The sequence below is a fragment of the Streptomyces sp. NPDC005811 genome, from assembly GCF_040630405.1.
GTDB lineage: Bacteria > Actinomycetota > Actinomycetes > Streptomycetales > Streptomycetaceae > Streptomyces.
This window is the reverse complement of record NZ_JBEXXK010000014.1, coordinates 1-13,974: the sequence shown is the minus strand read 5'-3', so window position 1 is coordinate 13,974 and position 13,974 is coordinate 1. Positions and strand designations below refer to the sequence as shown.

General features: G+C 73.4%; 14 protein-coding genes and 1 pseudogene. 2 read left to right on the top strand and 13 right to left on the bottom strand.

Features of this window, described 5'->3' with window-relative positions:
* Positions 1–12: 12 nt before the first annotated feature.
* From ABZ490_RS16700 to ABZ490_RS16685, 4 genes are read right to left on the bottom strand one after another with little or no spacing between them, the layout of a single operon-like run.
* Positions 13–570 (bottom strand): hypothetical protein, encoded by a 558-nt coding sequence (locus tag ABZ490_RS16700; RefSeq protein ID WP_358989964.1) that lies wholly within the window; start codon positions 568–570, stop codon positions 13–15.
* Positions 571–575: 5 nt separating this feature from the next.
* A complete protein-coding gene (locus tag ABZ490_RS16695) occupies positions 576–977 on the bottom strand; it encodes a hypothetical protein (RefSeq protein WP_358989961.1) in 402 nt (133 codons plus the stop codon).
* A gap of 2 nt (positions 978–979) precedes the next feature.
* Positions 980–2,113 carry a hypothetical protein gene (locus tag ABZ490_RS16690; RefSeq protein ID WP_358989958.1) on the bottom strand — a complete coding sequence of 378 codons (1,134 nt, stop codon included), beginning with the start codon at positions 2,111–2,113 and terminating at the stop codon, positions 980–982.
* Positions 2,114–2,170: 57 nt separating this feature from the next.
* Entirely contained in the window at positions 2,171–2,668 is a 498-nt protein-coding gene (locus tag ABZ490_RS16685) for a hypothetical protein (protein WP_358989955.1), read from the bottom strand.
* A 292-nt stretch (positions 2,669–2,960) separates the two neighbouring features.
* Between ABZ490_RS16685 and ABZ490_RS16680 the strand changes: the two genes are divergently transcribed.
* Positions 2,961–4,157 carry an AAA family ATPase gene (locus tag ABZ490_RS16680; RefSeq protein WP_358990443.1) on the top strand — a complete coding sequence of 399 codons (1,197 nt, stop codon included), beginning with the start codon at positions 2,961–2,963 and terminating at the stop codon, positions 4,155–4,157.
* Positions 4,158–4,177: 20 nt separating this feature from the next.
* A complete protein-coding gene (locus ABZ490_RS16675; protein ID WP_358989952.1) occupies positions 4,178–5,641 on the top strand; it encodes a VWA domain-containing protein in 1,464 nt (487 codons plus the stop codon).
* 39 nt (positions 5,642–5,680) lie between these two features.
* Here ABZ490_RS16675 and ABZ490_RS16670 read toward each other — a convergent pair whose 3' ends face one another.
* From ABZ490_RS16670 to glnT, 9 genes and pseudogenes are all read right to left on the bottom strand, one after another.
* Positions 5,681–6,697, bottom strand: a complete 1,017-nt coding sequence (locus ABZ490_RS16670; protein WP_358989950.1) for an NADPH:quinone reductase — start codon at positions 6,695–6,697, stop codon at positions 5,681–5,683.
* An 88-nt stretch (positions 6,698–6,785) separates the two neighbouring features.
* Positions 6,786–6,887 (bottom strand): annotated as a pseudogene (locus tag ABZ490_RS16665) (aldo/keto reductase); the annotation flags it as partial.
* Between the two features lie 163 nt (positions 6,888–7,050).
* Positions 7,051–7,608 carry a TetR family transcriptional regulator gene (locus tag ABZ490_RS16660; RefSeq protein WP_358989947.1) on the bottom strand — a complete coding sequence of 186 codons (558 nt, stop codon included), beginning with the start codon at positions 7,606–7,608 and terminating at the stop codon, positions 7,051–7,053.
* Between the two features lie 116 nt (positions 7,609–7,724).
* Positions 7,725–8,348 (bottom strand): XRE family transcriptional regulator, encoded by a 624-nt coding sequence (locus ABZ490_RS16655; protein ID WP_358989944.1) that lies wholly within the window; start codon positions 8,346–8,348, stop codon positions 7,725–7,727.
* A 9-nt stretch (positions 8,349–8,357) separates the two neighbouring features.
* Positions 8,358–9,449 carry an FAD-dependent oxidoreductase gene (locus ABZ490_RS16650; RefSeq protein WP_358989941.1) on the bottom strand — a complete coding sequence of 364 codons (1,092 nt, stop codon included), beginning with the start codon at positions 9,447–9,449 and terminating at the stop codon, positions 8,358–8,360.
* Positions 9,446–10,765, bottom strand: a complete 1,320-nt coding sequence (locus ABZ490_RS16645) for an FMN-binding glutamate synthase family protein (RefSeq protein WP_358989938.1) — start codon at positions 10,763–10,765, stop codon at positions 9,446–9,448. The genes ABZ490_RS16650 and ABZ490_RS16645 overlap by 4 nt, the downstream gene beginning before the upstream one ends.
* 16 nt (positions 10,766–10,781) lie before the next feature.
* Positions 10,782–11,456: a glutamate synthase gene (locus tag ABZ490_RS16640; protein ID WP_358989935.1), complete on the bottom strand. Its 675-nt coding sequence runs from the start codon at positions 11,454–11,456 to the stop codon at positions 10,782–10,784.
* The gene (locus ABZ490_RS16635) at positions 11,444–12,301 is read right to left on the bottom strand and encodes a glutamine amidotransferase (protein WP_358989932.1); all 858 of its coding nucleotides are present in this window, start codon (positions 12,299–12,301) and stop codon (positions 11,444–11,446) included. The genes ABZ490_RS16640 and ABZ490_RS16635 overlap by 13 nt, the downstream gene beginning before the upstream one ends.
* Positions 12,302–12,312: 11 nt before the next feature.
* Positions 12,313–13,674 carry a type III glutamate--ammonia ligase gene (gene glnT, locus ABZ490_RS16630; protein ID WP_358989929.1) on the bottom strand — a complete coding sequence of 454 codons (1,362 nt, stop codon included), beginning with the start codon at positions 13,672–13,674 and terminating at the stop codon, positions 12,313–12,315.
* Positions 13,675–13,974: the final 300 nt, after the last annotated feature.

Sequence of the window (13,974 nt, the reverse complement as noted above, 5' to 3'; positions counted from 1 at the left end):
GGGTTGGGGCGCTCACATTTCAGAAGACAGCGGCCGATCACGTGAGGCCGACACTGTAACTTCTTCAACTTCCGCTTGACCACAGGGCGTCCGTGGGCCGAGAGGGACCAGGACGGCGAGTTCCGTGCCGTACGCGACGGCCGGCCGCCCGTCCGGCGTCACGGCCACCGCGCCCACCTCGTCGGGGAACACCGGTCCCTCGCCGATCGGCTCGCCCGTCACCGCGTCCCACACCCGCACCGTGGCGTACCGGCTCCCGGTGACGGCGACCGCCCGTCCGGCCATCGTGCCCAGCGCCACGGCGGACACCCCGTCCGTGTGGCCGCGCAACGGTGGACCGAGCGGTCGGCCGGTGCCCAGGTCGGCCCGCCACGCCGTACCGTCGTGGCTGCCGACGAGCACGATCCCGCGGCCTTCCACCACACCCGTCGTCAGCGCCCGGGCGGAACAGGCGATGCCGTCCAGAGCCTCGCCGATCCGGCGCCCCGTCACCGCGTCCCACACCCGCACCCCCCGGTCGTCGGCGCCGGTGACGGCGACCGGACGACCGTCAAGGGTGCCGACCGCCACCGCGGTCACCTTGTCGGCGCAGCCGCGGCGGTACGGCCGTCCCCCACGGCCGTCGCCACGGACGGCACCGTCAAGCCGGTCAGGGCGTACCGGAACCGGGTATCGACCCGGCCGGCCGTGGCCCACGCGACGCCCCACCCCGTGCCCTCCGCCGCCTCCACGGGCACCGCGGAGATCCGGGCGGCCAACTCCCGCTCGCCGTACCGGGCGGCGTCCAGGGCCGGCACCTGGCGGCGTACTCCTGGCGTGGCGTCCCGATGCAGAAGGGCCGAGGCGCGGTACACCGCCGCGATCGGACGGGCCCGGGCGTCCGTCGCCGCGTCCAGCAGCCCCCGCACCCGCTCGAACTCCCCGTGCACCAGCAGCTGCGGATCGATCCGGGCGGCCCCTTCGGCCTCCGTCCGCACGGTCAGCTCTCCTCGTACGGGCGCCAGGTGCGGCCGCTGTCGCCGGAGATCCACAACCCCTCGTCCTCGACCAGGTCGTACGTCGGCGTCGTGGCGTCCACGATGCCGTAGAGCGTGGTGCCGGCGACGGTGAGCGAGGTGAACGCCGCCGGTGTGCCGAGCCGGTGGAAGGCGCTGTTGGTGCGGTCGTCGGCGAGCCAGTAGGAGCCGCCTTCCTCGCCGACGAGCAGCCGCCCGTCCGCGAGCGACTCCAGGACCAGCGTCTCGGGGCCGTTCTTCAGCTCCTTCCAGGGGATGCCGACGTCGAGGACCGTCCGCCAGTGTCCGCCGTCGTCCGTGGTCAGGAGCAGGCCGCGCACCCGCTCGCCCCGCAGGAGGGACAGCGCCGCGGTGCCGCCGCGCGCCGTCAGGACGCCCGCCGTGTACGGCTTCGGGACGGCGGTGGTGCCGAGGGTGCGGCCCGCGCGCTGCCGTACGACACGTCCGGGGGTGCCGGTCGGAGGCTGGTCCAGGCTCCAGACCGTGCCCCGCTCGTCGACAGCGACCTCGGTGGCGTCGTGGGGCAGCGCGGCCGGGGGTGCGACGGTGCGCGTGGCGGGGCGGTGGACGAGGAACGGCTCCGTGTCCTGGAGCAGGATGTCGCCGGGGCGGGTCCGCAGAGGTGTCCCCGCGACGACGATGCCGTGCCGCTTTCCGTCCGTGTCGAGGACGTACGACCCCGCCGGATCCTCCTCCGGCGGCACCCGTACGAAGCCGCCGTCCGTCCCCTCGAACGAGGCCGGTGTGTCCTCCGCGTCCGTGTGTTCGGCGTGCTCGGCGACGGTACGGCCGTCGGGGCCCACGATCCGCCAGGCGAAGGCGGCCGGGCCCTCGTCGTCCTCGACGTTCCCGGCGTCGTACGTCAGCAGCAGCGAACCGTCGTCGGCGCGCACCACGCGCGCGGGAGCGCCGGCCGCCTCGATCACCTCGGCGGGGCGCGGATGAGGTTCTTCGATCACCCGCTTGTACCGCGCCTCACGGTCGTCCGAACCCCCGTCGCCGGCGCCGGCCGTGCCGCAGGCGGTCAGCGCGAACGCCGCGCTCCCCGCGGCCAGCAGCCCGACCGACCGTATCCCGTGCTTCCTCAGCCACCCCATCGGCCCATCCTCACATGGGTCGGTGGCCGCGTTGACGGGACGCGCTCCCGGGGCCGGTCACTCGATGCGGAAACCGCCCGAAGCGCGCAGGAACACGGCGAAGTTCATGACGTTGTCGGCATCGAACGCGTACTGCCGCTCCAGCGGTTCGACGGTCCCGGTGCCGTCGCACTTGTTGCAGCCGCCCTTGCCCGTGACCGGGTCCCGGGGCGTGTCGAGTCCGTAGTACACGCCCAGCTTGTCGGTGCGGTACCCGCGCCCCTCGCACAGGTCGCAGTCCGAGGACGGCAGCGCGGACAGGCGTACGTCACGCCGTGCCCCGTACGCGGCGACCCGGCCGCAGGCCACGGCGTGCTCGACGGCCTCGCCCAGCCGGAGCGCGGCCTCGGCGTCCAGTCCGTCCCCGGCGTTGGTGTCCCAGTCGGCGCACCCGGCGGTCAGGTCCGGGAACTCCCTGCGCAGGAACTCCGCCAACGGGCGCCACCAGTACACGTTGTTGACGAACAGACGGCCCTGCTCGCCCGTCGGCGCCAGGCCGACGACCTCCATCCCCATCGCGGAACGCCCTTTCCGGGAGCGCGCTCCCAAGTCTCGGTCGGTCGCGGCCGAGCATGCGGATCGACCGCCGGTAGAAGTGCAGCACCGCGTGGCCGAGTTCGGCGAGGTTCTCCTCGACGTCACCCTCGCCCCCACCGACCTGGCCCACGCCATCCTCGCCGCGTCGGCCGGAACCGGCCCGGAACCGTTCCGGATATGCGCCATCGCCCGCATCCACCGGCCACTTCGGCATAGCTTCGAGTCGGCCAGGAGCGTCTTCGCCGTCCAACAGGGCGGCGTCAGCAAGGAGTTGAGCGTGGAAGCACAGGACACCGCCAAGCGGCTGCGGGCGATCGGCGACGAGCTCGCGGACCGTTTCTACGAGCGGGCCGACGTCGTACGGACGCTGGTGGTCGCCCTCCTGGCCGGCCGGCACTCGTTGCTGCTCGGCCCGCCCGGAACCGCGAAGTCCGAGCTGGCGCGGGAACTCACGGGCAGGATCGAGGGGGCGGCCTACTGGGAGATCCTCCTGTCGAAGTTCACCGCTCCGACACGGATGTTCGGCCCCATCGACGTCGCCGCGCTCGCCCGGGGCGAGTACCGCCAGGTCTACGAGGGCCGTGCCACCACCGCGCACGTCGCGTTCATCGACGAGATCTTCAAGTGCTCCACCGCGGCGCTGAACGAGACCCTGGGTTACCTCAACGAGCGCATCTACCATCCCGAGAACGGCGGCGAACCGATCCGCTGTCCCCTGATCGCCGCCATCACCGCGAGCAACGAACTGCCCGGCGAACAGGACGCGGCCGCCCTCTACGACCGCCTGCTGGTGCGGATCGAGGTCGGCTACCTGGAGGACCCCTCGAACTTCGCCGCGCTGGTCCGCTCCGCCGTCAGCCGCCCGGCGGCACCGACCCGCACCACCGTGGACCTGGCCGCGCTCCGGCACGCCGTGTCCGAGGGCGTCCCGGCCGTCGAGGTCCCCGACGCCGTCGTGGACGCGGTGTGCACCCTGCGGGCCGCCCTGCGCCGCAGGGAACTCGTCGCCTCCGACCGCCGCTGGCGCCAGGCGGTCGGCCTGCTCCAGGCCTCCGCCTATCTCGACGGCCGCGAGACGGTCGGCGAGACCGATCTACCGGTGCTCACCCATGTGCTGTGGGACACCCCCGCCCAACGCCCCACGGTCGAGCGCGAAGTGCTGCACCTGGTCAACCCCGACGCCAAGGAGGCGCTGGACCTGGCCGACACCATCGAGGAGCTGGAGACCCAACTCGACGCCATGGCGGGGCAGTCCCGGGAGGCCCTGAGCGAATGGGTCATCAAGAAGGCGCACCACAGGCTCGCCACGGCGGGGAAGCGGCTGGAGACCCTGCGCCGGGAGGCGGCGAAGGCGGGCCGTTCCACCACGGCCATCGACCGCGTCAGCGGCCGCCAGCGCGCCGTCCGCGCCCGCGTCCTGACCGAGGCCCTCGGCGTGGACGCGAGCACGGTCCAGGCCCAGCTCTGAACGCCCCCGGAACGGGAACCATGGACACCCCTCCCGCGCGCCACACCTCCGCCGTGATCGCCGACCGCTTCGACCGGATGACCTGGCGTGACACCTACGAGCAGTCGGCCGCGCTGCGCGACCTGGCCGAGGAGCTGCACGCGCGCCACGCGCACGCCGTCGACCTCCTCACCGACACGTTCCTGGCCGCGTACCAGGCCGCCCCGCGCCTGCGCGAGCCGGCCGAGATGGCCCCCGGCCGGCTGGTCAACCACCGGATCATCACCGCGCTGACCGAGGCGCCGCACTTCACCGAGCTGCGCCGGGAGACGGCCGGCGACCCCTACGCCGCCGCCATGGCGGTCCTCGCCCAGGCCGCGGCGCTGCGCCGCATGCTGGACCTCTCCCGGCCGGCTCAGGAGCAGGCCGGGCAGCAGGATCAGGCCCCGGAGATCTCCGACGGCACGGCGACGGCCCCGGACGGAGCCGCACGGGGGGCCGTCGAGCGGTCCGGCCGGCGGGCCGCGCAGGCCCTCGCCGCGGCGGCCCCCGGCCTCCGTACCGCCGCCCGCGCCGCGACGGCGCAGGCCGCGGAGGCCGTACGCGGGGAGGCCACCCTCATGCGGGCCTGGGGCGTCGCCCCCGCCGCACTGCAACGGATCCCCTTCGGACAGCGGGCACGGCTCGCCGAGCGGCTGCGCAGCGGTCGCCTGGCCCGGTGGGCCGAACTGATCGGCCGCTTCCGCCTGATGGCGGAGGGCGAACGCGCCCGCAAGGTGGAGAACACCACCGGGGAACTCGTCGGCGTCACCCTCGGCGACGACCTCTCCCGCGTCATCCCCTCCGAACTGGCGGGCCTCGCCCTGCCCGAGCTGCGCGCGGTGTTCGCCGCGCGGTACGCCGCCGGGGAGCTGATGCTCTACGACAGCCGCGGCGAGCAGGCCACCGGGCGGGGCGCCGTCGTCGTGTGCGTGGACACCTCGCACTCCATGTACGAGGAAGGGCCCGGCGGAGTGACCCGGGAGGCGTGGGCCAAGGCGTGCGCGCTGGCCCTGCTCGACCAGGCCCGTCACTCGGGTCGCGAGTTCGCCGGCATCCTCTTCTCCGCCCCCGGCAAGGTCCGGGTCTTCCGCTTCCCCGCCGACGAGCCCGCCCCCACCGACCGGGTCCTCGACTTCGCGGAGACCTTCCTCGGCGGCGGAACCAGCTATCAGACGCCGCTGACGGCGGCCGCCGACCTGCTGGAGGCGGAGTTCGACGACACCTCCCGTACCCGCGGCGACATCGTGCTGATCACCGACGACGACTGCGGTGTCGGCGAGGAGTGGACGCGGACCTGGAACGAGGCCAGGCGACGGCTCGGCTTCCGGCTCTTCGGCGTGGCCGTCGGCACACCGCGCACGGCCGACGCCGACTCGGTGCTGGCAGCCCTGTGCGACAACCTCCGCTCCGTCGAGGACTTCACCGACGTCCACGCCGCCGCCGACCTCTTCCGTGCGATCTAGCGGAGCAGCGGAGTGGCGGAGTGGCGGAGCCTGCCCCGGTCAGGACGTGACGTCCACCAGGACCTTGCCGACCGTGCCGCTCTCCAGCGCCCGGTGCGCGTCGGCGGTGCGGTCGAGCGGGAAGCGGACCAGGGGCAGACCGTGGGCCTCGCCCACCGGCAGGGCGCCGTCACGGACCGCCGCGGTCACGTCCTCGACGGCCGCCTCGCGGGCTTCCGGTCCGGCCGTGTAGAGCACCACGAACTGCAGGCGTGCGTTCAGCACCATGGTCCGCATCACGTCCAGCTCGACCGGCCCGCCCCCGTCGTTGGCGTACGTCGCGATCGTGCCGCGGGTGCGCAGCACCGCCAGGTCCAGGGCGAGGTTCGCGCCGAGCGCCACCTCGGCGACGAGGTCGACGCCGTCCGGGGCGATCCCGCGGATCTCGGCCGCCGGGTCGCCCTCGCGGTAGTTGACCACGTGGTGCGCGCCCGCCGCCGTGGCCAGCCGGGCCTTCTCCGGGCCGCTGACCGTGCCGATCACGGTGGCACCGGCCCAGCGGGCGAGCTGGATCACCGCGTGTCCGACCGCCCCGGCGCCGCCCGCGGCGAGCACCACCCTGCCGTCGAGCGCCCCGGGCCGCAGTCGGCGCGGCCCGTCCTCGGCGACCGTGAGCGCGCGGTGCGCGGTGAGGGCGGGGACGCCGAGTGCGGCACCGACGTCGAAACCAGCCCCGTCGGGCAGCGGCACGGCCTGTTCGGCGGGTACGACCGTGAACTCGGCGGCGGTGCCGGTGGGCCGCCCCGCGGCGGCCAGGAACACCCAGACCCGCTGCCCCACCCGGCTCCGGTCGACGCCCTCCCCCACGGCGTCGATCGTGCCGGCGCCGTCGAGGTGCGGGGTGACCTCCGGGAACCCCTGGGGGACGGGCTGAGAACGGGCCTTCCAGTCGGTGGGGTTGACCCCCGACACGGCGACCCGGACACGTACCTCTCCCGGGCCGGGCGCGGGCAGGTCACGGTCGACCAGCCGGAGGACGTCGGGGCCGCCGTGGTCACGGTAGACGATGGCTTTCATGGTTCGTTCCGATCCGTTCTGATCCGGGTGCGCAGACTTGGGTGCGGACTTGGGTGCGAACTTGGGTGGGGACTTGGGTGTGCACGACGGTCCCGGGGACGAGCGGGACGTGCGGGACGTGCGGGGCGTGGTGCAGCAGCCGGGCGAGGCCGATCTGGGCGGGCGTGACGCCCAGGGCCTCGGCCGCGGCGGGCTGGTCGGTCGCCTCGAGACTGCAGGCGTTCTGGGGGCGGCGCCGACCTTGGTGACCACCAGGACGTCGTCCTCGCGGCGGTCGTGCAGGCGGTCCGGCTGGAGGGCGCCGTAGCCGACGCGTAAGACGGTGCGGTCGGCCGACGCGGCGGTCGGGGTGGTCATGACGGTGTCTCCTCGGCCGGTGTCCGGAGGGCGGTGTACAGCAGTTCGGCCTGGTAGAGCGCCATGACACGGTGGGCGATCGGGGCGGCGCGCTCCCGGGCCCCGGCCGGCTCGGCGTGTTCGACCTTGACGAGCCACGCGGTGACGCAGTCGTGGAGCATCCCGCGCATCCGGTCGGTCATGTCGACGACGATGTCGCGGACGGCGGGGTTGGTGGTGGCCTCGCCCCAGGTCTGCACGCCGACCCGGGCGGCGGCGGGGTCGATCGCGGCGGTCAGCCGGGCGAGCAGGTCGTCGGGGTCGGGCGGGGTGTCGCTCGCGGCGTACGCGCCGAGGACCCTGGCGCGCTCGGCGAGCACCTCGCGGGCGGTCGCCTGGATCAGATCGGCCTTGTTGCGGTAGTGGGCGTAGATGGAGCCGGCCGAGAGCCCGGACTCGGCGGTGATGTCGGCGATCGAGGTGCGCTCCAGGCCGTTGCGGCCGAAGCAGCGCACGGCGGCCTCCGTGATCTGCGCGCGCCGGAGTTCCTTGCGCGCGTCGGTGAGCCTGGGCATCGCGACCCTCCCTCAAAAAGAACGACGGTTCTGCTTGTAAGGTCGGTAAGACCCTACAAGAAGAACCGTCGTTATGTTTATGGCGGGTCGTCAGGCCGGATCGGCCGGTCGGCGACTCAGTGGTGCGGGCTGTCGCCGAACGCGGTCACCGTCAGGAAGCGGATCGGGAGTTCGACGAGACGCTCGGGGCCGTGCGGGGCCTCACCGTCGAACTGCAGGGCGTCACCGGGGTGGAGGGTGTGGCTGGAGCTGCCGTGGCCGTAGACCATGACGCCCTCCAGCATGTAGAGGATCTCGGTGCCCGCGTGCTGGAAGAGCGGGAAGACCTCGCTCTGCTCGGTGAGCGTGACCAGGAGGGCGTCCATCCGTTTGTGGGCGCCCCTGAGCGAGCCGAGCTGGGCGTACTCGTGGCCGACCCGGGTCCCGCGCCGTACGATGCGGGCCCCGTGCCCGGCCGGCACGAAGACCGCCTCGCGTTCGTCGTCCAGGCCCCGGAACAGCGCGGTCACCGGGACGTCGAGGCCGCGCGCCAGACGGGACAGGGTGGTGAGGCTGCACGCCGTCTGGGCGTTCTCGATCTTCGACAGCATGGCCTTGGAGATGCCGATGCGCTGGGCCATCTCCCCGACCGAGAGCCCGGTGGCCTGCCGGTATTCACGGGTCCTGGTCGCGATGATCCGCTCCAGCGCCTTGTCGTCGGCGTCCGCCGGCCCCGCCGGCTGCTCGTCGTGCTCGCTCACCGGCGCATCCTAGCCCCCGCGTGCCAGACGGAAGCGCGGGTGGGGTTCGGCCCGGCCGGTGGCCAGGTCCGCGGCCATCGCCCCGATCAGCGGGGCGAACTTCGCGCCGTGTCCCGAGCAGGGGGACACGATCACCAGCGGGCCGTGGCGGTCCAGGACGAAGTCCTCGTCGGGGGTGGTGGTGTAGAGGCAGGTGGCCTCGGCGTGCGGGTGCGGGTCGAGGCCCGGGAGGCGGTCGCGGACGAAGCCGCTCACCCGGGTGCGCGAGCCGGGGTCGACGAGCCCGCTGCGGGTGCGGGCCGTGGCGGGGGTGCCGCGGTCGTGCTCGGCGACCTTCATCGCGGGCGCCGGACCGCCGTCGCTGCCGGAGGGCAGGCCGAAGACCTGCATACCGTCTCCCTTGGTGACCAGGACCGGCCAGGCCGCGGCGGGGTCGCGCCGACGGAAGTGGAAGACCTGCTGCTGGGTCACGCGCAACGGGGGCAGCGCGCAGGGGAGTCCGAGGTCGGGCAGCCAGGCCCCGGCCGCGATCACCACCGTGTCGGCGGCGAACTCCCGGCCGTCCCCCGTGCGCAGCAGCACTCCGCCGTCGTCGCGCTGCCCGATGTCCTCGACCCGCGTGCCGGTCACGACGTGCGCGCCGTGCCCGGCCGCCGTGCGCACACACGCGGCGACCGTCCCGTCGGCGTCCAGGACCCCCGCGCCGGGGTGGTGGAGCGCCGGGCCGTCGAAACGGATCTGCGGCCAGCGTTCGGCGGCGGCGCCTGCGGTGAGGAGTTCGTACGGCACTCCGCTCGCCGCGAGGACGGCGGCCAGCCCCTCCGGATCGCGCCCCTCCCCCAGGTCGAGCCCACCGGTCGTCCGCAGCAAGGGCGTCGAGCTGTCCCGCTCCAGCTCGCGCCACTCCTCGTACGCCCGCCCCGCCAGGCCCACGTAGAAGGGGTCGGCGTAGGCGTACCGGAAGATGCGGGAGCTGCCGTGCGAACTGCCCCGCCGGTGCCCGATGTCGTACGCCTCGATCAGGGTGACCTCGTGGCCGCGCCGGGCGAGCTGCCACGCGGTGGCGGCGCCCATCAGTCCGGCGCCGACGACGGCGATCACCGGCCCGCTCCGGGGATCCAGTCGGTGCCGGCGAGCGGGACGCGGGCCATCGCCGCGGACTCGATGGTGAGGGCGACCAGGTCCTCGGGTTCGAGGTGGAGCAGATGGGCCTTGCCGCAGGCGCGGGCCAGGGTCTGGGCCTCCATGGTCATCACCCGAAGGAAGTTGGCCAGGCGTCGGCCGCCCTCGACGGGATCGAGCCGGGCGGCCAGGTCGGGGTCCTGGGTGGAGATGCCCGCGGGGTCGCGGCCGTCCTGGTAGTCGTCGAAGTAGCCCGCGGCGGACCCCAGTTCGCGGTACTCGGCGTCATGGCGGGGATGGTTGTCACCGAGGGCGATCAGCGCCGCCGTGCCGATGGCCACCGCGTCCGCCCCGAGGGCGAGGGCCTTGGCGAGGTCGGCGCCGGAGCGGATGCCGCCGGAGACGATCAGCTGCACCTGGCGGTGGACGCCCAGCTCCTGGAGCGCCCGCACCGCCTGGGGCAGCGCCGCGAGGGTGGGGATGCCGACGTGCTCGATGAAGACGTCCTGGGTGGCGGCCGTGCCGCCCTGCATGCCGTCGACCACGACGACGTCGGCGCCCGCGTGGACGGCCAGCTTCACGTCGTAGTACGTCCGCGTCGCACCGACCTTCACATAGACCGGCTTCTCCCAGTCGGTGATCTCGCGCAGTTCGAGGATCTTGATGGCGAGGTCGTCGGGGCCGGTCCAGTCGGGGTGCCGGCAGGCACTGCGCTGGTCGATGCCGACGGGAAGCGTCCGCATGCCGGCGACCCGTTCGGTGACCTTCTGCCCGAGCAGCATGCCTCCGCCGCCGGGCTTGGCGCCCTGCCCGAGGACGACCTCGATGGCGTCGGCGGCGCGCAGGTCGTCGGGGTTCATGCCGTAGCGGGACGGCAGGTACTGGTGGACGAGGTGCTTGGAGTGGCCGCGCTCCTCGGGGGTCATCCCGCCGTCGCCGGTGGTGGTGGAGGTGCCCACCTCGCTGGCGCCCCGGCCGAGCGCCTCCTTGGCCTGGGCGGACAGCGCGCCGAAGCTCATCCCGGCGATGGTGACGGGGGTGGCGAGCCGCAGCGGTTTCGTGGCGTGCCGGGTGCCGAGCACGACGTCGGTGTCGCAGCGCTCACGGTAGCCCTCCAGCGGATAGCGGGACATGGAGGCGCCGAGCAGCAGCAGGTCGTCGAAGTGCGGGAGCCGGCGCTTGGCGCCCCAGCCGCGGATGTCGTAGATGCCGGTGTCGGCGGCACGCTGGATGGCGTGGATGGTGGCGCGGTCGAAGGTCGCCGACTCGCGCAGGCCGTGGGATGCGGGGTCCATGGTCGTTCTCACTCCCTCAGTACGCGGCCGTGTTGTCGACCTTGAAGTGGTACAGCTCCCGTGCCGATCCGTAGCGCCGGAACCCGGCCGGGTCCTCGTCCCGTTCGGCCGCCTTGAGCAACTCGGCGAGTTCGGTGAGGTGTTCGACGCGCATCTCCTTCTCCACGCAGTCCGCGCCGAGGGACTTGACCGTGCCGCGCACGTAGATCCGGGCCTCGTACAGGGAGTCCCCCAGCGCGTCTCCCGCGTCGCCGCAGACGACGAGCCGCCCGGCCTGGCCCATGAACGCACTCATGTGGCCGACGTTTCCGCCGACGACGATGTCCACGCCCTTCATCGAGATGCCGCAGCGCGCCGAGGCGTCGCCGTCGATCACGAGCAGACCGCCGTGGGCGGTGGCGCCGGCCGACTGGGAGGCGTTGCCCCGGACCCGGACGGTGCCGGACATCATGTTCTCGGCGACCCCGGTGCCCGCGTTGCCGTGGACGGTGACCGTGGCGTGCTGGTTCATCCCGGCGCAGTAGTAGCCGACATGCCCCTCCACGTCGACGGTGACGTCCTCGCGGATGCCGCAGGCCACGGCGTGCGCGCCGCGGGGGTTCAGGACGCGGTAGGCGGTCGCCTGCGGTGTGTGCAGGGCCCGGTTGAGCTCCCGCACGGGGCTCTCGGCCAGGTCGATCAGCGTCGCCACACGTACACCTCTTCCGGCTCGGGTTCGAAGATGCGGGCGTGCTCGATGCCCGGCAGGACGTCCAGCGCCCGGTACTCGGAGGCCATCGCCACCCAGGCGTCGGTCTCCGCGACCAGGGCCGGCTTGCACGCGATGGCGTCCCGGACGACCGCGAAGGAGTCACCGGTGGCCACCAGCAGCGTGTAGAAGCCGTCGAAGCGCTCGCAGAGCAGCTTCAGCGCCTTCTCCAGGCCGGCGCCCTGCTCCAGGTGGTGGGCGATGAAGCGGGCGCCGACCTCGGAGTCGTTCTCGCTGTCGAACCGCACGCCCTGGGCGCGCAGTTCGCGGCGGATGGTGGCGTGGTTGGCGAACGAGCCGTTGTGCACCAGGCACTGGCCGGGTCCGACCGAGAAGGGGTGGGCGCCCTCGGGCGTGACCGCCGACTCGGTGGCCATCCGGGTGTGCCCGACGCCCTGCCAGCCGCTCAGGCCGGCCAGGGCGAAGGAGTCGGCCAGCTCGACGGGGTCGCCGGTGCCCTTGAGCACGGCGCACCCCTCGCCGGATCCGATCACCCTGGCGTGCGGCAGCGCGGCGGCGAGCCGCGCGGCCGGCGCGTGCACGACGGTCGTGGCGTCGGCGTCGTGGGCCACCGTGCCCGGCAGCGCCGCCTCGACCTCGGCCTTCGAGGTGCCGAGCAGCGAGACGACGTTCGTGCCCGGCGGGGTCAGCCGTGGGTCGCCGTAGACGGCGACGCCGGCCGAGTCCGGGCCCCGCTCGACGACCTGTCCCAGCATCGCGGTGAGCAGTTCGCCCAGCCGGGGTTCCAGGGAGGGCTCCCGTAGATGGAGCCCGACGATTCCGCACATCTCCGGTCCCTTCAGAAGGCGGTCAGGTAACGGTCCAGCTCCCAGGCGCCGACGGTGGAGTGCCAGTCGAAGAACTCCTCGCGCTTGAGGTCGGCGAAGTACTGGCTCACCCCCGGCCCGGCCGCGTCCAGGGTGCCGCTGATGACGTCGTCGGCCCGCAGGGCCTCCACGGCGTGCAGCAGTGTGGGCGGGAGTTCGGGGCCCTTGCCGGGGGCGCCGGGTTCCCCCGGGTCGAGGCCGCGCTCGATGCCGTCGAGTCCCGCGGCCAGGGTGGCCGCGGCGGCGAGGTAGGGGTTGGCGGCGCCGTCCCCGCCGCGCAGTTCGACGCGGTTGCCGTCGGGGACGCGGACGAAGTGGGTGCGGTCGTTGCCGCCGTAGCCCGCCACGCGCGGCGACCAGGTGGCGCCCGAGCGGGTGGAGACGGCACCGGTGCGTTTGTAGGAGTTGACGGTGGGCGCGATGACGGCCTGGAGGGCCCGCGCGTGTTCGACGATCCCGGCGACGAAGGAGTAGGCGAGCGGGGAGAGTCCGAGGCCCCGCGCGTCGGCCGGGTCCGGGAAGGCGGGCTCGTCGCCCCGCCACAGCGACAGGTGCAGATGCATCCCGGTGCCGGTGCGGTCGGTGAACGGCTTCGGCATGAACGTGGCGGTCATGCCGCGCTGTTCGGCGAGCACCGACACCAGATAGCGCAGTGTGATGACCCGGTCGGCGGTGGTGAGGGCGTCGGCGTGCCGGAAGTTCTGCTCGAACTGTCCGTTGCCGTCCTCGTGGTCGTTGGCGTAGTTGCCCCAGCCGAGGCTGTTCATCGCGCCGGAGACGGCGGTGAGGTGGTCGTACATCCGGGTCAGCCCGTGGGCGTCGTAGCAGGGCTGGGCGGCGGTGTCCCGGGGGTCGGCGACGCTGAGCGTGCCGTGTTCGTCCCGGTTGACCAGGAAGTACTCGACCTCCGCGCCGACGGCGAGCGAGAGTCCGTGCGCGGCGGCCCGCTCCAGCAGCGAACGCAGGATCACGCGCGGGGCGTACGGCCAGGGCTCGCCCCGTACGTACGGGTCGCAGTGGACCAGGGCGAGGCCGGGCTTGACGAACGGGAGGGGGGTGTAGGAGGTGACGTCGGGCCGGGCGACGACGTCGGGGTCGCTGGGCCGCTGGCCGAGCGCTCCGGCGGCGTATCCGGCGAAGCCGACACCCTCGTCGCGCAGTTCCTCGACGGCCTGGGCGGGGACGAGCTTGGCGCACGGCTTGCCGGTCAGGTCGACGAAGACGGCGAGCACGAAGGCGATGCCGTCGCGCCGGACGAGTTCGGCGAGGTCTGCCCGGTCTACCTGGTCTACCTGGTCTGTTCGGTCTGGCTGGTCTGTCCGGCCGGTCGTCATGGGGCCTCCCGAGAGATGTCCACTGACAGGAATCATCGTTGCACACCAGTAGACAGGCGCTTCGTTACGGCGTGATGTCCGCACGGGAAGCTCCCGGTAAGCCGAAGGGCCGGTCACCACACCCCGAGGGACGTGATGGCCGGCCTTGACGTGCCGTCAGGAGAGGTCGGCGGGCGCCTTGTTCACCGGGCTCACCGGTGTCGGTGCCTCGCGGGTCCAGAGGGGCTTGAGGCGGTGGGTGAGGAGGTAGAGGAGGGTGCCTGCGGCGGCGGCGACGAACATGCTCAGGTCGCCGGCGCC

Bases quoted from the DNA above. Each gene is read 5' to 3' on its own strand.
- ABZ490_RS16690 (WP_358989958.1), bottom strand. From the start codon at position 2,113: ATGGGGTGGCTGAGGAAGCACGGGATACGGTCGGTCGGGCTGCTGGCC.
- glnT (WP_358989929.1), bottom strand. From the start codon at position 13,674: ATGACGACCGGCCGGACAGACCAGCCAGACCGAACAGACCAGGTAGAC.
- ABZ490_RS16675 (WP_358989952.1), top strand. From the start codon at position 4,178: ATGGACACCCCTCCCGCGCGCCACACCTCCGCCGTGATCGCCGACCGC.
- ABZ490_RS16660 (WP_358989947.1), bottom strand. From the start codon at position 7,608: ATGCCCAGGCTCACCGACGCGCGCAAGGAACTCCGGCGCGCGCAGATC.
- ABZ490_RS16645 (WP_358989938.1), bottom strand. From the start codon at position 10,765: ATGGACCCCGCATCCCACGGCCTGCGCGAGTCGGCGACCTTCGACCGC.
- ABZ490_RS16670 (WP_358989950.1), bottom strand. From the start codon at position 6,697: ATGAAAGCCATCGTCTACCGTGACCACGGCGGCCCCGACGTCCTCCGG.
- ABZ490_RS16685 (WP_358989955.1), bottom strand. From the start codon at position 2,668: ATGGGGATGGAGGTCGTCGGCCTGGCGCCGACGGGCGAGCAGGGCCGT.
- ABZ490_RS16635 (WP_358989932.1), bottom strand. From the start codon at position 12,301: ATGTGCGGAATCGTCGGGCTCCATCTACGGGAGCCCTCCCTGGAACCC.